The sequence below is a fragment of the Frondihabitans australicus genome (assembly GCF_003634555.1).
In the GTDB taxonomy this organism is placed as follows: Bacteria; Actinomycetota; Actinomycetes; order Actinomycetales; family Microbacteriaceae; genus Frondihabitans; species Frondihabitans australicus.
This window is the reverse complement of sequence record NZ_RBKS01000001.1, coordinates 3,543,891-3,566,036: the sequence shown is the minus strand read 5'-3', so window position 1 is coordinate 3,566,036 and position 22,146 is coordinate 3,543,891. Positions and strand designations below refer to the sequence as shown.

General features: G+C 70.4%; 21 protein-coding genes and 1 tRNA gene. 6 read left to right on the top strand and 16 right to left on the bottom strand.

Features of this window, described 5'->3' with window-relative positions; translation table 11 throughout:
• Positions 1-8 precede the first annotated feature (8 nt).
• Entirely contained in the window at positions 9-1,466 is a 1,458-nt protein-coding gene (locus C8E83_RS17025; protein WP_245981784.1) for an LCP family protein, read from the bottom strand.
• Between the two features lie 205 nt (positions 1,467-1,671).
• On the opposite strand from C8E83_RS17025, the gene C8E83_RS17020 reads away from it, so the two are divergent.
• Positions 1,672-2,577, top strand: coding sequence for an EamA family transporter (locus C8E83_RS17020; protein ID WP_121371279.1), 906 nt, complete (start codon positions 1,672-1,674; stop codon positions 2,575-2,577).
• A 284-nt stretch (positions 2,578-2,861) separates the two neighbouring features.
• The gene (gene pnuC / locus C8E83_RS17015) at positions 2,862-3,587 is read left to right on the top strand and encodes a nicotinamide riboside transporter PnuC (RefSeq protein ID WP_121371278.1); all 726 of its coding nucleotides are present in this window, start codon (positions 2,862-2,864) and stop codon (positions 3,585-3,587) included.
• A gap of 88 nt (positions 3,588-3,675) precedes the next feature.
• Here the strand turns inward: pnuC and C8E83_RS17010 are convergent, their stop codons facing one another.
• Positions 3,676-4,284: a TetR/AcrR family transcriptional regulator gene (locus C8E83_RS17010; RefSeq protein ID WP_121371277.1), complete on the bottom strand. Its 609-nt coding sequence runs from the start codon at positions 4,282-4,284 to the stop codon at positions 3,676-3,678.
• A gap of 94 nt (positions 4,285-4,378) precedes the next feature.
• On the opposite strand from C8E83_RS17010, the gene C8E83_RS17005 reads away from it, so the two are divergent.
• Positions 4,379-5,536 (top strand): ABC transporter permease, encoded by a 1,158-nt coding sequence (locus C8E83_RS17005; protein WP_121371276.1) that lies wholly within the window; start codon positions 4,379-4,381, stop codon positions 5,534-5,536.
• A gap of 21 nt (positions 5,537-5,557) precedes the next feature.
• On the opposite strand, the gene C8E83_RS19650 is transcribed toward C8E83_RS17005, so the two are convergent.
• The 5 genes from C8E83_RS19650 to C8E83_RS16985 all read right to left on the bottom strand — a co-directional run bounded on the left by C8E83_RS19650 (position 5,558) and on the right by C8E83_RS16985 (position 10,961).
• Positions 5,558-6,265, bottom strand: coding sequence for a hypothetical protein (locus tag C8E83_RS19650; RefSeq protein ID WP_170159982.1), 708 nt, complete (start codon positions 6,263-6,265; stop codon positions 5,558-5,560).
• A 1-nt stretch (position 6,266) separates the two neighbouring features.
• Positions 6,267-6,530 carry a hypothetical protein gene (locus tag C8E83_RS16995; RefSeq protein WP_121371275.1) on the bottom strand — a complete coding sequence of 88 codons (264 nt, stop codon included), beginning with the start codon at positions 6,528-6,530 and terminating at the stop codon, positions 6,267-6,269.
• A 64-nt stretch (positions 6,531-6,594) separates the two neighbouring features.
• A complete protein-coding gene (locus tag C8E83_RS19285) occupies positions 6,595-6,807 on the bottom strand; it encodes a hypothetical protein (protein WP_147430215.1) in 213 nt (70 codons plus the stop codon).
• A complete protein-coding gene (locus tag C8E83_RS16990) occupies positions 6,794-7,783 on the bottom strand; it encodes a hypothetical protein (RefSeq protein ID WP_121371274.1) in 990 nt (329 codons plus the stop codon). The genes C8E83_RS19285 and C8E83_RS16990 overlap by 14 nt, the downstream gene beginning before the upstream one ends.
• Position 7,784: 1 nt before the next feature.
• Entirely contained in the window at positions 7,785-10,961 is a 3,177-nt protein-coding gene (locus C8E83_RS16985) for an FtsK/SpoIIIE domain-containing protein (RefSeq protein ID WP_170159981.1), read from the bottom strand.
• Between the two features lie 201 nt (positions 10,962-11,162).
• Here C8E83_RS16985 and C8E83_RS16980 point away from each other — a divergent pair, with 201 nt between their 5' ends.
• Together C8E83_RS16980 and C8E83_RS16975 are read left to right on the top strand one after the other, a co-directional pair.
• A complete protein-coding gene (locus C8E83_RS16980; protein ID WP_121371980.1) occupies positions 11,163-12,551 on the top strand; it encodes a magnesium chelatase ATPase subunit I in 1,389 nt (462 codons plus the stop codon).
• Entirely contained in the window at positions 12,541-14,607 is a 2,067-nt protein-coding gene (locus tag C8E83_RS16975) for a vWA domain-containing protein (RefSeq protein ID WP_121371272.1), read from the top strand. The genes C8E83_RS16980 and C8E83_RS16975 overlap by 11 nt, the downstream gene beginning before the upstream one ends.
• Positions 14,608-14,620: 13 nt before the next feature.
• On the opposite strand, the gene C8E83_RS16970 is transcribed toward C8E83_RS16975, so the two are convergent.
• From C8E83_RS16970 to C8E83_RS16950, 5 genes are all read right to left on the bottom strand, one after another.
• Positions 14,621-15,439, bottom strand: a complete 819-nt coding sequence (locus C8E83_RS16970; RefSeq protein ID WP_121371271.1) for an SCO1664 family protein — start codon at positions 15,437-15,439, stop codon at positions 14,621-14,623.
• The gene (locus C8E83_RS16965) at positions 15,439-15,999 is read right to left on the bottom strand and encodes a DUF3090 domain-containing protein (protein ID WP_121371270.1); all 561 of its coding nucleotides are present in this window, start codon (positions 15,997-15,999) and stop codon (positions 15,439-15,441) included. Before C8E83_RS16965 ends, C8E83_RS16970 begins: the two co-directional genes overlap by 1 nt.
• A gap of 68 nt (positions 16,000-16,067) precedes the next feature.
• Positions 16,068-16,775 (bottom strand): histidine phosphatase family protein, encoded by a 708-nt coding sequence (locus C8E83_RS16960; RefSeq protein WP_121371269.1) that lies wholly within the window; start codon positions 16,773-16,775, stop codon positions 16,068-16,070.
• Between the two features lie 37 nt (positions 16,776-16,812).
• A complete protein-coding gene (locus C8E83_RS16955; protein ID WP_121371268.1) occupies positions 16,813-17,337 on the bottom strand; it encodes a GNAT family N-acetyltransferase in 525 nt (174 codons plus the stop codon).
• A 40-nt stretch (positions 17,338-17,377) separates the two neighbouring features.
• Complete coding sequence (locus C8E83_RS16950) at positions 17,378-18,331, bottom strand: NAD(P)H-binding protein (protein ID WP_121371267.1); 954 nt, start codon at positions 18,329-18,331, stop codon at positions 17,378-17,380.
• Between the two features lie 66 nt (positions 18,332-18,397).
• Here C8E83_RS16950 and C8E83_RS16945 point away from each other — a divergent pair, with 66 nt between their 5' ends.
• Positions 18,398-18,754 (top strand): metalloregulator ArsR/SmtB family transcription factor, encoded by a 357-nt coding sequence (locus C8E83_RS16945; RefSeq protein WP_121371266.1) that lies wholly within the window; start codon positions 18,398-18,400, stop codon positions 18,752-18,754.
• A 98-nt stretch (positions 18,755-18,852) separates the two neighbouring features.
• Here C8E83_RS16945 and C8E83_RS16940 read toward each other — a convergent pair.
• The 4 genes from C8E83_RS16940 to serS all read right to left on the bottom strand — a co-directional run bounded on the left by C8E83_RS16940 (position 18,853) and on the right by serS (position 22,103).
• Positions 18,853-18,937 (bottom strand) — tRNA-Ser (locus C8E83_RS16940).
• A gap of 194 nt (positions 18,938-19,131) precedes the next feature.
• On the bottom strand, positions 19,132-19,842 hold the full coding sequence (locus C8E83_RS16935; protein ID WP_121371265.1) for a hypothetical protein: 711 nt from the start codon (positions 19,840-19,842) through the stop codon (positions 19,132-19,134).
• 111 nt (positions 19,843-19,953) lie between these two features.
• Entirely contained in the window at positions 19,954-20,841 is an 888-nt protein-coding gene (locus C8E83_RS16930; RefSeq protein ID WP_245981782.1) for an HAD family hydrolase, read from the bottom strand.
• Entirely contained in the window at positions 20,838-22,103 is a 1,266-nt protein-coding gene (serS, locus tag C8E83_RS16925; protein WP_121371264.1) for a serine--tRNA ligase, read from the bottom strand. The genes C8E83_RS16930 and serS overlap by 4 nt, the downstream gene beginning before the upstream one ends.
• Positions 22,104-22,146 lie beyond the last annotated feature (43 nt).

The window sequence follows — 22,146 nt, the reverse complement described above, 5'->3', positions numbered from 1 at the left end:
CACCTCGACTAGAAGCGGTAGGCCACCGAGCAGGTCTGATCGGCGGCCGTCTGCCCGGTGAGGCCCGAGATGGCCGCGCCCGTCGAGGCTCCCGAGCCGATGGTCGCAGGAGCCGTCGCCCCGCCGCTCGACCCAGACGCGCTCGACCCCGCAGACCCCGCCGCACCCGAGCCCGCGGCAGAGCCCGCCGCCCCGGAGCCCCCGGCCGCCGCCGAGGATCCGCCCGCCGCCCCGGCGCCGCCGGCCCCCGCGCTCGCGGTACCCGACCCCCCGGCGGCACCAGTCGCGGCGCCGGAGCCCGTCCCGGCCGCAGCGCTCGACTCCGACCCGATGCCCGTGGACCCCGCCGGCACCGTGAACGGCCGGTCAGCTTTGATCGCCCCGAACAGCTCGGCCGCGGTGGCCGTGTCGGGCTGCACCTTGTCGGCGTAGATGCCCGTGCCCGCGGTGCTGCCCGGGTACTGCACGAAGTTCACACGACTCAAGTCCAGATCGCGGAGCGCGCTGCCCATCGAGATGAGGGTCGACGTGCTGTTGAGGCTGTTCGACAGGGTCATGTTCGACGCCGCGGCGCGAGCGAGGCCGTAGAGCTTCGTGGGGCTTCCGAGAACGCCGCCCGACTTGATCGTGCGGAGCATCGACGACAGGTAGACCTGCTGGCTCGAGATGCGACCGAGGTCGGAGCCGTCGCCCACGCCGTGCCGCGAGCGGAGGAACGCCAGCGCGTCGGCGCCCGACAGCGTCGACGTGCCCGCCGGCAGGTTCAGCCCGGTGTAGCGGTCGTGGATCGGCTTGTTCACGCAGACGGGCACTCCCCCGATCGCGTTCGACATCTCGATGACGCCGTTGAACGAGATCTGCCCGGCGAACGGGATGTCGACTCCGGTGAGCTGCTTGACCGTCTGCACGACGCAGTTGAGCCCGCCGTCGCCGTACGCGGAGTTGATGGGCGCCGCCGACTGCGCGGAGGTCGAGCCCTGTCCGTCCGTGCGCGGGCACGACGGGATCGGCACGACGAGGTCGCGCGGGATGCTGACGGCCGTCGCGTTCGTGTGGTCCGCGGAGACGTGCAACAGGATGTTGACGTCGTTCAGGGTCGCATCGCGCACGCCGTACGAGGTGCCCTGCTTCGGGTCGTTGTCGGTGCCGACGATGAGGATGTTGAACCCGCCCTTGTAGGCGGCGAGCCCCGCGCCCGGCTGCTTCACCGCCGGCTCGGTCTTCTCGCCCTGAAGGGCGACCCCCGGGCCGAGGTCGTCGCTCACCTGCTTCAGCGCGATCGCGCCGACGGCGGCGCCGCTCACCGCGACGACGGCCACGGCGGCCGCGACCGTCGTCGCCAGCGCCTTCCACGGGCTCCGGCGAGGCAGACGGCCGTGGCGGGCGAGCGGAGCCGAACGGGCGGCGCGGCGCGAGCGGTCGCGGGCGGGAGAGGGCGCGGGCAGGCGGTCGAGGGGGTCTGTCACTGTGTCCTTTCATCGCTCGTCACGGGCGCAGGAGCACCGGACGGCAGGCACGGACGAGTGTCCGGGCGCGGGCAAGGCCTACGAATCTACTGAACGCGGGCTGACCCGCGCGCGGGTTCACAGGGGTCTGCCGGGATGCTGTGCGGAGCCACGCGGGTGCGATTGGCTCTGTCGCGGCTCCTGCGACCGGGCGAGGATGGAGGGCATGACGCCCCGCGACCGCTTTCTCGCCGCGCTCGTGGCGGTGTGCTGGGGGCTCAACTTCCCGGCGACCGAGCTGGCGCTGCGGCACTTCCCACCGCTGCTCACGGTGGCCGTGCGGTTCGTGCTGATCGCGATCCCGACGGTGTTCCTCGTGCCGCGGCCGAGGGTGAAGGTGCGGTGGCTGCTCGCGGTGGGCACGTGTCTCGGGATCGTGCAGTTCGCGTTCCTCTACCTCGGCATGTCGGCCGGGGTGTCGTCGGGGCTCGCGTCGATCGTGCTGCAGGCGTCGGCGCCGTTCACGGTGATGCTCGCCGGGCTGTTCCTGCGCGAGCGCATCTCCAGGCGGCAGGCGATCGGCATCGGCATCGCGGTGGCGGGGCTGGCGGCGATCGCGGTGTACCGGGCGCAGGTGTCGGCGATCCTGCCGCTGGTTCTCGTGCTCTGCGGTGCGCTCGGGTGGGCGCTCGGCAACGTCTCGTCGCGCAAGGCCCAGGCCCCGAACCCGCTTCACCTCACGCTGTGGATGTCGGTCGTGCCGCCGATTCCGATGGCGGTGCTGGCGCTCGTCGTCGAGGGCCCGCGCACGGTCGGCCACGCGCTCGCGACGGCGTTCACGCTCGACGCCCTGCCCGCCGACCTCGGCCTGCTCTACGTCGTGATCATCGCGACGGTCGTCGGCTACGGGCTCTGGAACACGCTGCTCTCCCGCTACCCCTCGAGCACCGTCGCCCCGTTCTCCATGCTCGTGCCGGTGATCGGCGTGCTCGCCTCGTGGGCGGTCTTCGGCGAGGTGCCGTCGGTGCCCGAGGTGGTCGGCGGCGCGTTCGTCGTGGGCGGGGTGCTCTTCGCCAGCTACCGGCCGCGGGTGCGCAGGGCGCAGGAGCAGGCGCTCGTCCCCTCACCCTGAGCCCCGGCGCCGCATCGAACTACGTCGTTTGACGTATTGCCGCCCTCCACACGAGGGGCGATCCTCTGCGTACAAGGAGATCGCGGCGGCCGGTCACGGAGGGATACGAGACCTGGCCAGGCAGCGAAGCCCTTGCCGAGGGCGCGTTCATGCGACCCCGCTCCGCTCCCAGGATGGGAGGCCGCCAACCCCTACCCCCGCGGCCCCTGGGAGCGGGGCCTCTCTCTGCGGCCGACACCTCTCTGGCGGAGCGGGGCCTCCCTTGCCTCTGAGATGATCTCAGCATGGACGCGATCCGCTGGCTCTTCGACTCCACCTTCCAGGTGGGCGACCAGACCGTGCTCTGGCGCGAGGTGATCGGCAATCTCTTCGGCCTCGTCTCGGCGCTCGGCGGCATGCGCCGCAAGGTCTGGGCGTGGCCGATCGGCATCGCGGGCAACGTGCTGCTCTTCACCGTCTTCCTCGGGGCCGTCTTCGACACCCCGAACCCGGTCAACCTGCTCGGCCAGGCGGGCCGCCAGGTCATGTTCATCGTCGTCTCGATCTACGGGTGGTGGGCGTGGCAGCGCACGCGCCGTCGTGTCCGCTCGTCGGGCGACGCGTCGACTCAGGGCGCAGGAGCAGGCGCAGTCGAACCCGTCTGGGCCGGCCTGCGCACCCGCATCCTGCTCGCGGTGGCCCTCGTCGCCGGAACCGCCGTGCTCACGCCGATCTTCTCCGCCCTCGGCTCGTACCCGCCCGTCTGGAGCGACGCCTGGATCTTCATGGGCTCGCTTCTCGCCACCTACGGCATGGCCAAGGGTTGGGTCGAGTTCTGGCTGATCTGGGTCGCCGTCGACATCGTCGGGGTGCCGCTGCTGCTGAGCGCCGGGTACTGGGCGTCGGCGATCATGTACGTCTTCTACGGGGTGTTCACGCTGACGGGGTTCTTCGTGTGGGCGCGCACGAGGCGACTGGCGTCGCTGCCGGTGATGCCGGATCCTGCGCCCGTCGCCCCGCCCGCCCCCTAGCCCGCGCACGTGCGGAGTGGCGTTTCACGCGTGGAGTGGCGTCGCGGCGGCGCTCCTCGCGTGAAACGCCACTCCTCGCAGCGACTCGTCAGGCGCGCGGTGGCGCGACGGGGGCGAGCGACGAGACGGCGGCGAGATAGGCCTCGGCGTCGAACGTCGTCGAGATCGTCGACTGCACGACGTAGCCCTGCATGATGCCGACGTAGAGCGAGGCCGTGCTCGCGGCTGCCGTCGCGGCCTCGCCGGCCGGCAGCCCGAGACCGCGCGTGTACCAGTCGACGAGGTACTCCTCGAACGTGTCGCGCAGCTTCTCGGCCACCCGCGTGGTGGCCTCGCGCATGGCCGGATCGAGCGTCGCCTGCCCCCACACCTGCACCAGCACGCCGAGGTCGGCGACCTCGGACGTGATGCCGTGCACGATCCGCTCGACCATCTCGCCCGGCGGCCGCGGCGGCGCTCCGTCGTCGATGGCGGCCGCGTTCGAGAGCCGGAACTCGAGCAGCTCGGTCGCGGCAGCCTGCACGAGTTCGTCCTTGTTCTTGTAGTTGCCGTAGATCGCGCCGGCGCTGAGGCCGCTCTCGGCGATGATGTCGGCCACGCTCGTGCCCTGGAATCCCTTGCGCGCGAAGAGCCTCAGCGCCGCCTGCGCGATCTCGCGGCGGCGCGCGTCGCGGTGTTCGGCGGTGACCTTGGGCATGCTCCGATTCTAAAAAAGAACGTTCGTTCTTGACAACTCGTCTCTGCATTCTCACAATAAAGAACGAACATTCGTTTTAGATCCAGGAGCAGAGATGTCCACCACCGCAACACCCGTCACCCACCGCACGGCCTGGGCCCGCACCGTGCTGCTCGCCGTCGCGGCGGCCGTCGCCGTCGCGGTGATCCTGCTCGCCTTCATCTGGCCGACCATGACCTCGTCGGTGAAAGACCTGCCGGTCGCGGTGAGCGGCACCTCGCAGCAGGTCGCCGGCGTGAAGCAGGCGCTCGACAAGAAGAGCCCCGGGGCCTTCGACGTCACGCGGGTCGCTTCGCGGGCCGACGCGGTGAAGCTGATCCGGACGCGCGACGTGGACGGCGCGATCGTCCTGCCCGCGACGTTCGGGGCGTCGGCTGCGGCGGGCGGCACGGGCTCGGCGGCGGCCGGCGGCGCGAGCGCGGCGGCCGGCGCGACCGCAGCAGCCGCCGCCCGACCCGAGGTCCTCACGGCGAGCGCGAACGGCGCCGCCGTCACGCAGATCATGACCGGCGTCGCCTCCGGCGTCGGAGCCACCGTGCACGACGTCGTGCCGCTCTCGTCGCAGGACTCGCGCGGCCTCGGCCTCAGCGCGGCGTCGTTTCCTCTGGTGCTCGGCGGGATCCTGGGCGGGATCCTCATCGCGCTGACCGTCACCGGCTCCTGGCGCCGCCTCGTCGGTGTCGGCGTGTACGCCGTGCTCGCCGGCGTCGGGGTGACGTCTCTGCTGCAGGGACTCTTCGGGATCCTGCTCGGCTCGTTCTGGCTCAACGCCGCCGCGATCTCGCTCACCATGGCCGCGACCGCCTCGTTCGTCGTCGGCATGAACGCCCTCATCGGCCGCATGGGTGTGCCGCTCGGGTCTGTCACGACGATGCTCGTCGGCAACCCGCTGTCGGCTGCGACGCAGCCCGAGCAGTTCCTCGTCGGGCCGTGGGGTGCGGTCGGCCAGTGGTTCGTGCCCGGAGCCTCGACCACACTCGTGCGCGACCTGTCGTACTTCCCCGACGCGAACCCGACGTTCGCGTGGCTGGTGCTCGCCGGCTGGGCGGTGCTGGGGCTCGTCGCGACAGTCGCCGGCCACTTCCGCAATCAGGAGGACGTCCGCCTGCGCAGCGAGGACGAGCTCGCCCTCGAGCCGTCGGTCGACAGCGCGGCGTCGCAGGAGCCGGCTCACGCCCCTCACCCCTCCCACCGCGCGCCCGCCCACGCCTGACCTCGCCCGGCCGCCCGCCGATCAGCCGGAGGCGCCCTGAATGGGCGGCTTCCAGATGGCGAACGACGTGATGACGTGCCCGTTGTCGTCTTTGACCTGCACCAGGCCGTTGTTCTGGATCACGAGGGAGGACTCGGTCTTGCCGTGGGGAAGCTGCGCCCAGCCGACCGGCTCCCACCCCTTGTAGACGACGATGCGATCGCAGCCACCGTCGAGCCCCTCGGTCCGGGCCGTGTGCGCCTGCCAGAGGTCGCCGCTGAACATGGCTTCCTGCTCGTCGCACTCGTACTTCGTGTCGCTCCACGGGTAGGCGGTGGTGCGCAGACGGTCGGCTGACACGTGCTCGTCCAGGCTCCACAGGTGCGAGCTGACCGGCCCGAAGACTCCCGCGCCGACAGCGAGGAAGAGGAACCCGAAGACGACCCGTCCGATGCGCAGCGACCACGGTCGCAGGACGAGCGCCAGGCCGAGGAAGACGAAGAGCACGGCGAGGCCGGCGGTCCAGTCCGACAGGAAGTAGGTCCCGTTCTTGCGGATGGCGATGTCGAAGACGGACGACGCCTCCGGCCGGAACAGGGTGTCACGGAGGAGGAATCGTCCGAGGAGCCACGGCACGAGCACGGTGGCCGACAGCAGCAGGGTCAGCACGATCAAGACGACGTCGGCCGAACGGTGCCGTGCTGCACTCGCTCTGACGTCGCGGAGCCGAGCGTCGAAGTCGTTGGCCATCTCAGTTGGAGAGGAAGCGGTCGAGCTCGTCGGCCTTCCGACCGAGGTAGGTCTTCAACTCGTCGGCGTCCTTCGAGAACCGCGCGATCGACCCGAGCAGGCTCTCGAGGTCCTTCTCGAACTTCACTCTGCGGTCGTCGCGCCAGTTCGCTGAGCGCAGCGTGCCGCGAACCTGCGCCAAAGCGCGGTCGATGTCCTTCTGGCAGCGGTCGAGGGCGCTTCGGACGTTGCGAAGGTCCTTCGGGTCGGCGATGACGCCAGCCATGATGTCTCTCTTCTGTCGTGTCGGTCAGGAAGGGTGGGAGTCGTAGTGGTCGGAGGCGAACTGCTCAGAGTTCGCGCAGGAGCCGGGAGATCTCGGCGTCGGCGTCGGTGAGGGTGCGAAGCAGCGCCAGGTCCTCGACCTGGAGGGGCGTCAGCATCCGATCCTGGAGGCGTCGATAGACGACGTCGCGCCAGAGTCCCGAGGCCCGCGACTCCGCTGCGACCCGGCGATCCATCGCCTGCCTCAGGTCGCGGATCCCCTCGTCAATGTTCGCCACGGTGGGCCGCTCCGATCCTGGCGGGGATGGACTCCAGCCCCATGTGGCGGGCGACCCAGATGCGGTGCGCCCCGTTGGTGATCTCCCACCGGTCGCCGATCGGCGTGAGGCGAATCGCGGAGTCGCCGAGAAAGCCCCCGAACGTGTCGGAGAAGCTGCGTGTCCCGACTTTCCCCTCGTTCGCGTCTCGCAGGCGGAGGTCGTCGATGCCGCCGCCCGCCCTCAGAGTCGGCAGCACGACCTCGAGGAACGCCTCGTGCGCCCACTCGAGGTCGCGCGGCGAGTACCCCTTGCCGAAGCTCTCGGGGCCCGTCACGCGTCCGTTGTCGTCGATGTCGGCCAGCGAGACCATGGCGAACCCTTCGGGCAGCGCGGCGTCGGCAACGGACGCCGGCCCCTCGATCGCCGCGGGCGTCGAGACCGCCGAGAAGGCTCCTCCCGGAGCGGAGGTCTGACTCAGGTAGGTCTCGAGCTGGGCGTGCTCGAGGCCGAGAAGGTCGATCGTCTTGTCCACGATCTGACCCGTTGCGTTGGCGTGGGACGCCACCAGCCTCCGAACCTCAGCGGCGCGAGTCGACACGGCTCCGGAGATCCTCTGTGCTCGTTCGAGGGCGATCTCGCACTCGCGGAGTCGGCGTCTCAGCTCTGCCAGCGCGGCTTCGTCCTGCCACGACGTGTCCTGAGGGAGAGACCAGCCGTAGGCCGACGACTCCTGACCCCGTTCGCGTTCGAGAGCAGCCAGTCGCTCGCGCTCTCGGCGGGCGCGCTCCTGCCGGGCCGTCTCCGCGTCGAGTTCCGACCTGGCCGACTGTGCGGCCCGGCGTCGGGTCGCGACGACCTCCTCGACGAACGAGACCGCCGAGTCGAGGCCGCGTCGCGCGGAGACGTGCGCTCGGCCGGAGTTCGACGCGTAGGCCCGCAGATCCCGGGCCAGGTCCGCGACCGCTTCGGTGGTGACCTCCGCACCGCCGACCATGTCAGCCGACCCTCTGGTCTTCGAGCCATGCGACACCGGGGAAGCTGAGCTTTCGAAGGACCGTGCTCGTGGCCCCGTCGTAGTCGTCGAGGATCACCTCACTGACCTTGAGGTTCGACGCCGCGTCGGTTTCGATCAGATGGCGGGAGTCCTGCGCGCTCATGGTGCAGAGGAGTTTCTGGCCGAACTCGCGAAGGGCCTCGGAGCTGAGTCGCCTCTCGAGAGCAGCGGGACGATCCACCTGGGCGATGGTGAAGACGCCGAACTCGGGGCCGTCCTTGAGGAGGCGCTGCAGCGCCCGCGAACTGCTGCCTTCGTCGTAGACCGATTCCGGCGAGAAGTCGCGGGCCCTATGGAAGCCGGCGAGCATGAGCACCCTGGCGGGCTCGGAGTAGCTGCCCAGCGCGATCCGGCGGTCGAGCTCGGTGACGAGGGCCTCCAGGAGCGATGGCAGGGCGCGCTGCGATGCCATCGTCACACCGAGGTCGGCCAGGGAGTCCTTGACGGGCTCGTGACTGGATCCGAACGCTCCGAAGTCGCCGAAGAGGACGTCGATCCCGACCGCCCGGAGGGCGGCCGCCGAGATCGCCAGGGTGTCCACCCCTTCGTCGTCGATGATCAGGAGGTTCGCTCCCGGCGCCCGTTCCAGGACGACCTGTGTGGCCGGATCAAGCGTCATGGTCGCTCCCGCGGGCAGCGACAGGGAGCCGTTCGGGTTGCTCCGTCGGAGTTCGTCGGCCGACAGCGAGTCCGCCGATACGGACGCCTGGCCTTCGAAGACGACCGGTTCGGCAGCGAATCCCGCGGCATCGGCCCGGGCACGGAGATCGGTGAGGATCCGCGCCCGGTGGTCGGGGTCCCAGAAGGCCGCCTGGAATCGATCGTTCGCCTCGCGAAGTCCCGCCTGCTTGTTGATGATCCCCTCGCCCGCCCGGCTGAGCAGCTGGGCGTCGGGGTTCCCTTCACCGAGCAGGATCCTGGAGTCCTCCTCCGAACTGGCCAGAACCAGTCGGTAGTAGATCTGCCCGGCCACGCTCCGGAAGGCCGAACCCACCAGGGCGATCGACTGCGAGCCCAGGATCACGTGGACGCCGAAGGCACGCCCCTCCTTGATGAGGCGTTCGAGGAGCGCCTCCGCCTCTCGACGAAGCGAGTCCTCGCGCTCGAAGAGCTTGTGGAATTCGTCGATGACGAGGAGGACTCGTGGGAGCGCCAGGCCCGTCTGCGACCGGTAGGCGTCGAGGTCCACCGTCGTGCCGGAAGTGCCCTTGAAGAGCTCTCCTCGCCTCGTGATCTCACGATCGAGCGACGTGAGAACGCTCACGGCGAACTCACGATTGCTCTCGATGGCGATCGTGCGAGCGTGCGGAAGTCGCGCGTCGGCGTAGCCCTTGAACTCGACGCCCTCCTTGAGGTCGATCAGATAGAGCTCGAGCTCATCGGGCGAGTACTGCGTGATGAGATCCATGACGATCGAATGGAGCAGGAACGACTTGCCCGATCCGACGCGGCCGCCGATCAGAGCACTCGACTCCATCTTGGAGTTGAACGCCACCTCGGCCACTCCGGAGGCTCCCATCCGGCCGAAGCGCGAGGTGATGCCCTTCTCACTCGAGCCACGCCACCAGGTCGAGGCATCCGCAGGATCGGCGAGGGCCAGATCGGCCGAGACGCCGCGGGCATGCATCTTGGCCTCGTGCGCACGTGCCAGCTCGGCGATTCTGGACGGCTCGACCTTCGTCGACTCCTGCGAGTCCAGACCCCGCAGGACGCGCGAGAAGACGTCGTCGCGGGCTTCGCGGTCCGGTGCCCCGACCGGTGCGAAGGACCAGTCGAGGGTCATCGAGTCGACCCGGTCGGCTGAAGGCGCCGACGTGCGCGCTCCGAAGGTCGACTGCGGATAGAGCGCCACGAGCTCGGACAGCGCGCTCGACCCGGTCGGCGCGGTCGACGACACCGCGAAGAAGTACAGGCCCGACCGACGACCGACGCCGGCGAGTTTCCGGAGGCGGGTCATGCTCTCCTCGTCCCACGACGTTCCATCGCGAGTGAACATGGCGGGGAAGTCGTAGAGAAGCACCACGCGGTACGGCTCGGCCACCTCGCCAGCGGCGAGGTTGTACTCGGTCAGGGTGCTGTGCTGACCCTGCAGGTACTTCTGCGTGACGAACGTCACGTGCTTCTCGAGCTCGACGAGGAGCCGCGCAGCCTGCTCCGCGGTGGTCCAGACCGCGTCGCCGAGGACCTTGTCGCCCGCTTCGTTGAGACCGTAGAGGAAGTTGAGCGACTCGCCGAGGCCGACCGGGTCGACGGCCTGAACCGACAGCATGCCCGGGGGAAGGAGTGACAGGAGCTGCACGACCGCCGACTCGACGAGTTCGCGCGACCCCGTCACGAATCCCCCGAGGGAATCGAGATCGAGGGCGAGGGGGAAGTCGAGGCCGAGCCCGGAAGCAGACCAGTTGACGGTGCGAGTGATGTCGGTCGTCTTCTCGTCCCAGATGGAGTGCACCGCGTCGAAGTGCCAGTCGGTGAGGCCAACTCGGCCGACCTCGACGATCGGCTGGGGCACACCTTCACGATCGGCGCGCGACGGCGACCTCCACGCCGGGGCGGCGTGGTTCGGCTCTTCGGCACGCAGCCGCTCGATATCGCCGCGGACCGACGCCTCGATCGCGTCCGCGTCACGGCTCACGGCTGCCAGCCACGAGTTGAATGCGGTCTGGTGCGCCGCGACGATCGCGTCGTTCTCGCGGCGGCGGAGGGTCTCGAGCACGTCGGCGTGGGTCTGCTGGATCTTCTCCGCCGCGGCGAAGAACTCCTTCTGCTGCTCGAGGCGCTTGACAGCCAGAAACGGACGCTTGGACTTCTCCAGCGCCTCGGCGAAGGCGGTCATTTCCCGCAGGAGCTGCTCCGGAGTCACCGATGTGGTCGTGGAGCTGCTCCACTCCTCGAGGGTGACGTCGTAGCGCTTGAGACCGTCGCGCATCCTGGCGAAGACCGCGGCGATGCCCTGACGCTCCGCGGCGTAGCGGTTGCGGATCTCCTTCACCGGGGCCGTCGGCTCGACCCAGCGAGCCGACACCTCAGCAGTCACTCGCTCGGAGACCGACACTGCCAGCTCTTCGACGGCATGACCGTGACGGGCATACGCTGCGCCGGTCGACGTGGTGCTCACGGGGGCTTCGGTAGTCATCGAGTCGGCTCTCTCGCTCGTCGGCTCGGGCAACGCATGTCGGCCACCCAACTGGCTCATAGGCTACCCAAGACTGAGGCTTTCTCACAATGATGTGGGCACCCCGCGATCGGGTCACGCCCTCGGCGAACGGACGGGAGACCGTAACCCCGACGACACACGGCCCGGCGTAGCGTGGCGCTCGTGAGCGCTCCCACCATCTCCACGCTCGGCGAGCTTCGCGCCTCGGGCCACGTCCAGAAGTCCCTCCGCCAGGAGGTCCGCGACAACCTCCTGGCCGCCCTCCGAGCGGGGCGCGACCCGTGGCCGGGCCTGCACGGGTTCGAGAACACGGTGATCCCGCAGCTGGAGCGCGCGCTCATCGCGGGGCACGACGTCGTGCTCCTGGGCGAGCGCGGTCAGGGCAAGACGCGGCTCCTGCGCACCCTGTCGGGGCTGCTCGACGAGTGGTCGCCGGTCATCGCCGGCTCGGAGCTGGGCGAGCACCCGTACGAGCCGATCACGCACGCGAGCATCCGCAAGAGCAAGGAGCTCGGCGACACCCTGCCGATCGAGTGGAAGCACCGCGACGAGCGCTACGTCGAGAAGCTCGCGACGCCCGACACCTCGGTCGCCGACCTGATCGGCGACGTCGACCCGATGAAGGTCGCGGAGGGGCGCAGCCTCGGCGATCCCGAGACGATCCACTTCGGCCTGATCCCGCGCAGCCACCGCGGCATCGTCGCCATCAACGAGCTTCCCGACCTCGCCGAGCGCATCCAGGTTGCGATGCTCAACGTGATGGAGGAGCGCGACATCCAGATCCGCGGCTACGTGCTGCGCCTGCCGCTCGACGTGCTCGTCGTCGCCAGCGCGAACCCCGAGGACTACACGAACCGCGGCCGGATCATCACACCCCTCAAAGACCGCTTCGGCGCCGAGATCCGCACGCACTACCCCACCGAGCTCGCCGACGAGGTCGCGGTGATCCGCCAGGAGGCCGACCTCGTGGCCGAGGTGCCGGACCACCTCATCGAGATCCTCGCCCGCTTCACCAGGGGCCTCCGCGAATCGACCGCGGTCGACCAGCGCTCGGGCGTGAGCGCGCGGTTCGCGATCGCCGGAGCCGAGACCATCGCCGCCGCCGCGATCCACCGCGCCACGCGCCAGGGCGAGCCCGAGGCGGTCGCCCGCCCGATCGATCTCGAGACCGCGGTCGACGTGCTCGGTGGGAAGATCGAGTTCGAGTCGGGCGAGGAGGGGCGCGAGGACGACATCCTCGAGCACCTTCTGCGGGCCGCGACGGCGGAGACCGTCCGAGAGCACTTCCGGGGCGTCGACTTCGGGATCCTGGTGGATGCGCTCGAGAACGGGTCGATGGTGACGACGGGCGAGCAGGTGGCCGCCCGAGACTTCCTCGCCGGCCTCCCGTCGCTCGGCGAGAGCGAGCTGTACGACGAGATCTGCTCGCGACTGTCGGCCACGAACGACGGCGAGCGCGCCGGCGCCATCGAGCTCGCGCTCGAGGGGCTGTACCTGGCACGGCGCATCAGCAAGGAGAGCGGCGACGGCGAGGCGGCATATGGCTTCTAGAGGCAACCGCCGGCTGCATCGCGGCAGCCGTTACATCCGGTACGACGGCGGGCCCGACCCGCTCGCCCCGCCGGTCGACCTGACCGAGGCGCTCGACGCCATCGGGCAGGAGGTCATGGCGGGGTACTCACCCGAGCACGCGATGCGCGAGTTCCTGCGGCGCGGCGGCAACCGGCGGCCCGGCCTCGACGACCTGGCCCGGCGCGTCGCCGAGAAGCGGCGCGAGCTGGCTCAGAAGCACAACCTCGACGGCACGCTGAACGAGATCAAGCAGCTGCTCGACCACGCGGTGCTGGAGGAGCGCAAGCAGCTCGCCCGCGACGCGATGATGGACGACGGCGACCGCGCCCTCGCCGAGATGCAGCTCGACAGCCTCTCCCCCTCGCCCGCCGCCGCCGTGTCGGAGCTCAGCGACTACCAGTGGCAGAGCCCCGCCGCGAAGCAGGACTACGAGAAGATCAAAGACCTGCTCGGCCGCGAGATGCTCGACCAGCGGTTCGCCGGCATGAAGCAGGCCCTCGAGAACGCCACCGACGCCGACCGGGCCGCCGTGAACGAGATGCTGCAAGACCTCAACGGCCTCCTCGACAAGCACCGTCGCGGCGAAGACACCCAGGCGGACTTCGACGACTTCATGCAGAAGCACGGCGACCAGTTCCCCGAGAACCCGCAGAACATCGACGAGCTCATCGACTCGCTCGCGGCCCGGGCGGCGGCGGCGCAGCGCATGCGCAATTCGATGACGCAGGAGCAGCGAGACGAGCTCGACGAACTCGCCATGCAGGCCTTCGGAAGCCCTGACCTCATGTCGCAGCTGGGTCAGCTCGACGACGCCCTCCGCGACCTCCGCCCCGGCGAGAACTGGGGCGGCTCCGAGCGCATGGACGGGCAGGAGGGGCTCGGGCTGGGCGACGGCACGGGCGTGTTCCAGGACCTGGCGGACCTCGACCAGCTCGCCGAGCAGCTGGCTCAGTCGCGCCCCGGGTCGCAGCTCGACGACCTCGACCTCGAGGCCCTGCGACGACAGCTCGGCGACGACGCCGCGGTTGACGCGCGCACGCTGCAGCAGCTCGAGAAGGCGCTTCGCGACTCCGGCGCCGTCAAGCGCGGCTCGGACGGCGAGCTGAAGCTCTCGCCCAAGGCGATGCGGCAGCTCGGCAAGTCGCTGCTGCGCGACATCGCCGAGACGATGTCCGGCCGCCAGGGCGCGCGCGACATGCGTCAGGCGGGCGCGGCTGGCGATCGCTCGGGCGCGACCCGCGAGTGGGCGTTCGGCGACACCGAGCCGTGGGACGTCACCCGCAGCATCACGAACGCGATCGTCCGCACCGCGGGCGAGGGCGGCCTCGACGGCGGCGGCGTCAGACTCGAGATGGCCGACATCGAGGTGCAGGAGACCGAGGCGCGCACGCAGGCCTGCGTCGCCCTGCTCGTCGACACCTCGTTCTCGATGGCGATGGACGACCGCTGGGTGCCGATGAAGCGGACGGCGCTGGCGCTGCACACGCTCATCTCGACGCGGTTCCGCGGCGACGACCTGCAGCTCATCGAGTTCGGGCGGCATGCCAGCGTGATCGAGATCGAGAAGCTGGTCGGCATGGAGGCCGAATGGGACAAGGGCACGAACCTGCATCACGCGCTCCTGCTGGCCAATCGTCACTTCCGCAAGCACCCGAATGAGCAGCCCGTTCTGCTGATCGTCACCGACGGCGAGCCCACCGCTCACCTCGAGCCCGACGGGCAGGCCTGGTTCAGCTACCCGCCCGACCCGCTGACCGTGGCGCACACGGTGCGCGAGCTCGACGCGTCGCGCCGGATCGGCGCGCACACGACGTTCTTCCGGCTCGGCGAGGACCCCGGGCTCGCGCGTTTCATCGACGCCATGGCGAGGCGGGTCGACGGCTCGGTCGTCGCCCCCGAGGCCGACGATCTCGGGGCGGCGGTCGTGGGGTCGTACCTCGGCTCACGGCGCGGAGGCTACGGCGGCTTCGGCTCGGGCGGCGGCGGGCTCGACGACCTGTTCGGCGGGCGCGGCTGGGGCCTGCGGTCGTGGTGACCCACGGCAGGCTCTAGAAGATCGGGTAGGGCACCGCGGGCATCCGACCGTGCGGCTCGGGGAACGCCCCGTCGCGCAGGAGCCGGTCGCACCGCCTCGCGAACGCGTCGATCTCGTCGTCGTCGAGCAGGTCGACGAGGGTGAGCCCGAACTCCTCGTCGAGGGCGCGCCTCACCCGCGCGACCGCCGCGAGCTCGGCGTCGGTGAGCTCTTCGCCGAGCCACCCCCACAGCACCGTGCGGAGCTTGTGCTCGACGTGGAAGGTGAGCCCGTGGTCGACCCCGTACCGGTGGCCGCCCGGCATCTCGAGGATGTGCCCGCCCTTTCGGTCGGCGTTGTTCACCACGACGTCGAACACCGCCATGCGGCGCAGCGCCTCGGAGTCCTCGTGGATCAGCGCCACCGGCCGGTCGCGCTCGTCGTAGCCCTCGAAGACGTGTCTCCAGCCCGTCGATGGGACGAGTTCGGGCGCGACGATGTCGACTGCATCCTGTGCCGGATCGACGTCCTGCCAGAGCTGCACCATGCCCATGCCGAGTGGGCCGTGGCGGAGCCAGGTGCGGGGCACGATGTCCCAGCCGAACTCCTCCGAGACGAGGTACGCCGCCCGCTCGCGGTCGGCGAGGTCGCCGTCGGGGAAGTCCCAGAGCGGCTTCTCGCCCGCGGCGGGCTTGTAGACGACGGGGGTGCCGGCGATGGTGCCGAGAAACGTCGCGTTCGACGCGATGGTGATGCGGCTGGCGATCTCGAGCGGCTCGGTGTCGAGGGCGTCGGCGCCCACGGGGCCTCCCGCTGCGGCCTCCGAGCCTCCCGCTGCGGCCTCCGCCGACATCAGACCTCGTCGGAGAACGTGTGGGTGTGGCCCTCAGGATCGATGGGGTGCCCGCACACATCGCAGATCGGCCGGCCCTGCCCGACCACCTCGAGGGTGCGCGTCGCGAAGGCGCGCGCCGTGCCGACGGGGATCCGGATCTGCATCATCTCGGTCGGCTCGGGCGCCTCGGCGTCGGGCCAGTCGGGGTCGGCTTCCTCCTGCGAGTCGTCGAACGCGTACGCCTCGATGACGACCTGGGCCGTCGTCGGATCCCAGCCGAGAGTCATCGCGCCGGTGCGGAACTCGGGCTCGACCGGCTGGTCGAGCGGGTCGTTGTCGACGAGCTCGACCGGGGTGGCCTGCGGCACGCTCCAGCGGTTGCCCTCGGTCTCGCGGAGCTGGTCGAGGATCTCGTCGACCTTCTCGGCGAGCAGAGCCGACTGCTGCTTCTCGAGCGCGACGCTGACGACGCGTGAGCCGTCGCGGGCCTGAAGGTAGAACGAGCGCGCGCCCGGCGCGCCGATGGTGCCGACGACGAGACGGTCAGGCCAGTCGAACCCGTGGACGATGGTGGGCATGCCCCCATTCTACGAGGGCCGCTGTGCCTCGGCTCAGGATCAGGAGGCCCTCTCGGGGCCCCCTTCGATCACCCCGCGGCGTTGCCCGCCCCGCCCCCGACTGTCGCCTCGGGCGCGGGCGGCGCGGCCCGCAGCCACGACAGGTCGCCCGCGTCGGAGTTCGTCGCGACGACGTCGGTGCGCGACTCCCCGTAGCGGACGATCGAGATCGACGCGGGGCCGACGTTGATGCGCTGGAACAGGTCGAGGTGCATGCCCAGGGCGTCGGCGAGCACCGACTTGATGATGTCGCCGTGGCTGACGGCGACCCACACTGCTCCTGCGCCGTGCTCCCTCTCGATGGCGGCGTCGCGCGTCCGGATGGCGGCGACGCTGCGGGACTGCATCGTGGCCATCGACTCGCCGCCGGGGAACGTCACGGCGCTCGGCTGGCGCTGGACGATCGACCAGAGTTTCTCCTGGGCGAGCTCTTTGATGGCGCGGCCCTGCCACTGCCCGTAGTCGCACTCGGTGATGGCGCGGTCGATGGCGAGGTCGAGGGGGTTCGCCGGCTCCTGCGCCGCCTGCGCCTCGAGGATGAACCTCGCGGTCTGGCGGCAGCGCTCGAGGGGGCTCGACACGACCGCCGCGAGCGGGACGGCGGCGATGCGCTCGGCCGTGCGGGCGGCCTGGCGGCGGCCGGTCTCGTCGAGGCGGACGCCGGCGGTGCGGCCGGCCAGGACCCCGGAGGCGTTCGCGGTGGTGCGGCCGTGGCGGACGAGGAGGACGGTGGCCATGTTCTCAGCCTAGGCGGCGCCCCTGGGCGACCCGCCGTCAGGCGGGGGCGACGTCGCCGCGCAGGCGACTGTAGAGGACGATGTCGTGCCAGGAGCCCGCACGGTACTGCGCGTGCCGCATCACGCCCTCGCGCGTGAAGCCCGATTTCTCGAGCGAGCGCTGCTCGGCGACGTTCTCGACGTCGGTCGCCGCCTCGAGCCGCTCGATGAGCGTGTTCTCGAAGAGGTACTCGGCGAGGAGCCGCTGGGCCGCCGTGCCGATGCCGCGACCGCGCGAATCCGGCAGGAGCCCGATGCCCACGTTCAGAGCCCTGGCCGACGTCGACGGGCCGTGCTGCACGGCGAACCATCCGACGCTCCCCGCGAGCGCGCCCTCGTGGTCGATCACTGCGAGCGTGCCCATGGCGTCGGAGATGAGGCCGTCCTGGGCGAATCGACGCTCGAGCGCGTTCGCCGCCGTGAAGCCGAAGAACTCGAACCCGGTCTCCTTCGCCGCGTCGAGGCGGTACTGCGAGAGGGCGGGGAGGTCGGTGGCGAGGACGGCGCGGAGCGTGACGGGCATGCCGAGAGTGTATCGGCGGCTCCGGCGCCCCTCGGCCTCGCTAGTGCGACCCTGCGGGCCGCACCGTCGTGCCCGAGCGCAACCGTCGGCGCCGCGCCAGCCAGGCGACGACCCGCAGGTCGCGCGCCGTGAACCCGCCCTCGGGCAGCGCGGCGCGAATGCGGTCGGGGTCGAGTCCGTGTGCGGGGCGCAGGTGCGGCTCGGGCTCCGGGGCGAGCGGCAGGGGGCTGCTGACGCCCTCGCCGAGCATCATCGCCTGGGCCTTGGCGACGAGCGGCACGACCATGACGCGCTCGGCGACCCGAGCCAGGAGCCGGATCGACCACAGCGGCGCCGGCACGTAGAGCGCGTGGCCGCCGGCGAGGTCGGCGATGCGCCGCACCGCCGCGCCGAGCTCGAGCTCTTCCGCGCCCATCACGGCGACGGTCGGCTCGGCGATGCGCCCGTGCAGGGCGGCGATGAGGACGTCCACCGCGTCGTCGACCGCCACCGGCCGCACCGTCCGCTCGCGGAACCCGACGGTCGCGAAGATCGGGAAGGTGCGCACGGCCTTCGTGACGTGGTCGACCATGTGGTCTCCCGGCCCGTAGATCATTCCGGACTTCAGGATCGTGTGGTCGAGGCCCGAGACGCGGACGAGCTCTTCAGCCGCCCACTTCGTCTCGTGATACGGAGAGCCGCAGTCGGGTCGCGCCCGCAGGAAGCTGAGGAGCACGATCCGCCGCACCCCGGCGCGGTGAGCGGCCTCGATCACCGCCGCCGTGCCGTCGACATGGACGCGCTGAAAGGTCTGCGAGCCGATCTCGCGATTGATTCCGGCGCAGTGCGCCACGGCGTCGCAGCCTGCGAGCGCAGCTGCGAGGGCGTCGACATCGTCGATCTCGACTCCGGTGCGCCGGGAGACGACGACCGCCTCGTCATCGCCCCGTGCGCCGAACTCGGCGGCGAGGTGCCGCCCGACGAAACCGGTACCGCCTGTGATCGCGATCTTCATGACCCGCTCCTTCGCTATTTCGCAATGGAGCTAAACTGTATCTAGCTAAGGTGCTAAAGTGCAACCATGGCAGATTCCGCGAGCGAGATCTTCACCGCCCTGGCCCATCCGACCCGGCGGCAGATCCTGCAAGACCTGAAAGACGGTGAGCTCGCCGCCGGCGAGATCGCGTCGAAGTTCGCCGCCTCGGGCCCCACGATCTCCCGCCACCTGAGCGTGCTGCGTCAGGCCGGCCTGGTCTCCGAGCGGCGCGACGCCAACCGGATCCTGTACTCGCTCGTCACGGACCGCCTCGCGCTGTCGGTCGGCGACTTCCTGTCGACCGTGTGCCCCGAGCAGATCGTCCTGCGCGAGGTGCGCAAGCGCGGCGGGGCATCCAAGGCGGCAGGATCCGCGGCGACGGTCACGACCGCCGAGGCCTGAGCCGCCCGGGCGCTGCCGGCCCGGCCGCTTCCGGCCCGGGCGCTTCCGGCCCGGCCGCGTCGGCCGAACGCCAGCGGACGTCGCCCGACGTCAGAGGGCGGAGGGCGTGGGATTCGAACCCACGAGACATTTCTGCCCACTTGTTTTCAAGACAAGCTCCATCGGCCGCTCGGACAGCCCTCCCGGCGGGCATGCGCACGCGCTCGCCAGCCGGGGCGAGTCTATCGGACGGCACCTGCCGGACGCGTGGCGCGGCTCCTGCTGCCCATGCCGTCCCCGGCGCGACCGATGTCGCACGAGGTTTCGGCCATGCGACCAGCGAAAGTCCGCTGGCACCATGGCCGAAACCTTGTGCGACGCACGAAGCGACCGCCGGGTCAGCCGCGAGCGACCTCGGCGGACTCCGCCTTCACGATCGATCCGAAGCCGACCCGGGTGACCGGCGCGTCGGGGTCGGCTGTGAGCTCCTGGACCTGGAGGACGTGGCGGCCGATCGCGATCGTGCAGTAGTCGCCCGAGAAGCTCCACTCGTAGTCCTTCGACGTCGCCTTCTCGGTGCGGCACACCGCCGGGTCTGACGCCGGGACACCCATCGAGGCCGGTGTGATCGTCGACATGGCGAACGTGGCGGGCTCACCCTTGTCGCTGATGAACTCCTCGCTCGACCCGCAGCCCGACAACGACTCCTTCTCGGCGGCGACGACGTGCGCAGCCTGCGGTGTGTAGCCGACGGACTGATTGACCTGGTGCGTCGTCGACGTCTCGTGGAGTTCGCGCTCGACGACGACCTTGAGGCCCGCGAGGCGGTCGACGTCGTCGAATTGGAGGCGACAGGCATCCGCGTCATCGACCTCCGTGAACCGGAACGTGCGGGTCCAGTCGGTCGACCAGTCCTTCTTGATGAAGTTCTGGGGCTGGTCGAGCTCGGCTTTCAGTTGCGCGACCGTCAGCGATTTCGGGTCGGCGCTTCTCGCGAGTGTGACGCCGAGCGAGTGGCCGTAGCCGTAGCTCCACACGCCGCCCGCCGCGGCGAGGACGAGCGCCGCGGCGATTCCGAAGACGATCAGGATGCGAGACGAGCGTGCCATGCCCAGTGCGACCTTCCCCCGGGACCGGTCGTGCGCCCGTGCCCGACAGCAGCGGCCCCCACACCAGATCTTAGGGCAGGGTGCGAGCGTCGAAGGGCAGGGCGCGAGCGTTCAGCGAAGGGTGGCGAGCACCGCGCCGAGTCCGCCGTCGCGATCCGCGCCGGTCACCTCGTTCGCCGCGTCGATGACGTCGGAGGGCGCCTGCCCCATCGCGACGCCGCGACCGCCGCGGGAGGCCCACTGCAGCATGTCGATGTCGTTCCGGCCGTCGCCGACCGCCATGGTGCGCGCCGGGGTGCCGCCGAGCCACAACCGCACGCGCTCGAGGGCCGTCGCCTTCGTCACGCCGAACGGCGCGATGTCGAGCCAGGCGGTCCAGCCGACGTTGTACGAGACCTTGTGGAGGCCCATGCTCTCGACGATGCCGAGGAACTCCTCCTGGCTGTGCGACGGCGAGAGCACGACGACTCGCGTGGCCGAGATGCCGCAGAGCTCGTCGAAGGTGACCGAGTGGCTGTCGTCGGTCAAGGCCACCGACGGGAACGTGCCCTTGTAGAACATCTGCCCCGCGGCGTCTTCCACGGCGTAGCTCGCGTCGGCCAGGCGGTCGTTGATGGTGCGGAGCACCTCGCCCGGGTCGAACTCCTCGATGTAGACCTCGCGGTAACCGGTCTCGCTGGTGTCATCACGGCCAAGTGTGATTGCACCGTTCGAGCACACGACGTAGTCGGAGACGAGCCCGAGGCGCTCCATGACGGGCAGGGTGAACGCCACCGATCGACCGGTCGCGATCATGACCTGGTGGCCGGCGTCGTGCAGCCGTGAGATCTCGGCGGCGGACGTCGACGGGATCTCGCCGCCCTCGAGCATGATCGTGCCGTCGACGTCGAGCGCCACCAGCCAGGCGTCGTCGCGCAGGCGGGCGCCCTCGACGGGAGCGGCGCCGGCCACGGTCGGGCTCTCGGATCCTGCGCCCACCTCGACGTGCTGCGAGGTCACGCCACGGGCTCCAGCACCTCGAGGCCGCCGAGGTACGGCCGCAGCGCTGCGGGCACGACCACCGAGCCGTCCTGCTGCTGATGGGTCTCCAGGATCGCGACGAGCCACCTCGTGGTCGCCAGCGTGCCGTTCAGAGTCGCCACCGGGGCAGTCTTGCCCGACTCGGTGCGGTAGCGGATGTCGAGGCGGCGGGCCTGGAACGTCGTGCAGTTCGACGTCGACGTGAGCTCGCGGTACGTCCCCTGAGTCGGCACCCAGGCCTCGATGTCGAACTTGCGCGCGGCGCTCGAGCCGAGATCGCCGGCCGCGACGTCGATGACGCGGTAGCTGAGCTCACAGGCCTGCAGCATCTGCTCTTGGAACGACACGAGCCGATCGTGCTCCTGCTCGGCGACGTCCGGGTGAACGTAGCTGAACATCTCGAGCTTGTTGAACTGGTGGACCCGCAGGATCCCGCGATTGTCCTTCCCTGCCGCACCGGCCTCGCGCCGGTAGCACGTCGACCACCCGGCGTACCGGATCGGGGCGTCGGTGACGTCGAGGATCTCGTCGGCGTGGTAGCCGGCGAGCGCGACCTCGCTCGTGCCGGTGAGGTAGAGCTCGTCGGCGGGCAGGTAGTAGATCTCGTCGGCGTGCGAGCCGAGGAAGCCGGTGCCGGCCATGACCTCGGGGCGCACGAGGGTCGGGGTGATGAGCGGCGTGAAGTCTTCGGCGATGGCCTTGTCGAGCGCCATGTTCATCATCGCCAGCTCGAGGCGGGCGCCGACGCCGCGGAGGAAGTAGAAGCGCGAGCCCGACACCTTGGTGCCGCGCTTGATGTCGATGGCGCCGAGCCTCTCACCGAGGTCTTGGTGGTCAAGCGGCTCGAAGTCGAAGGTCTTCGGGGTGCCGTGCGTGCGCAGGGTCGCGAAGTTCTCCTCGCCGCCCGACGGCACGCCGTCGATGATCACGTTGCCGATCGCCCGGATCGCGACGTCGAAGCGCTCCTCGGCGTCGACCTGGGCCGCCTGCGCCTCCTTGACGCGACCGGCGAGCAGCTGGGCCTGGGCGACGAGCTCTTTCTTCTCGTCTTTCGGGGCCTTCGCGACGGTCTTGCCGAAGGCGTTCTGCTCGGCGCGGAGCTCTTCGAAGGCGGTGATCGCCTCGCGGCGCGCGAGGTCGGCCGCCACTGCGTCGTCGACCGCGGTCTCGGAGTCGCCGCGTGCCCTCTGGCTCTTCTTGATGAGGTCGGGGGCGTCGCGGAGCAGCTGCGGATCGATCACCGTGCCAGTCTAAGGAGTCCGGATGGCGCATGGGTGGGCTCAC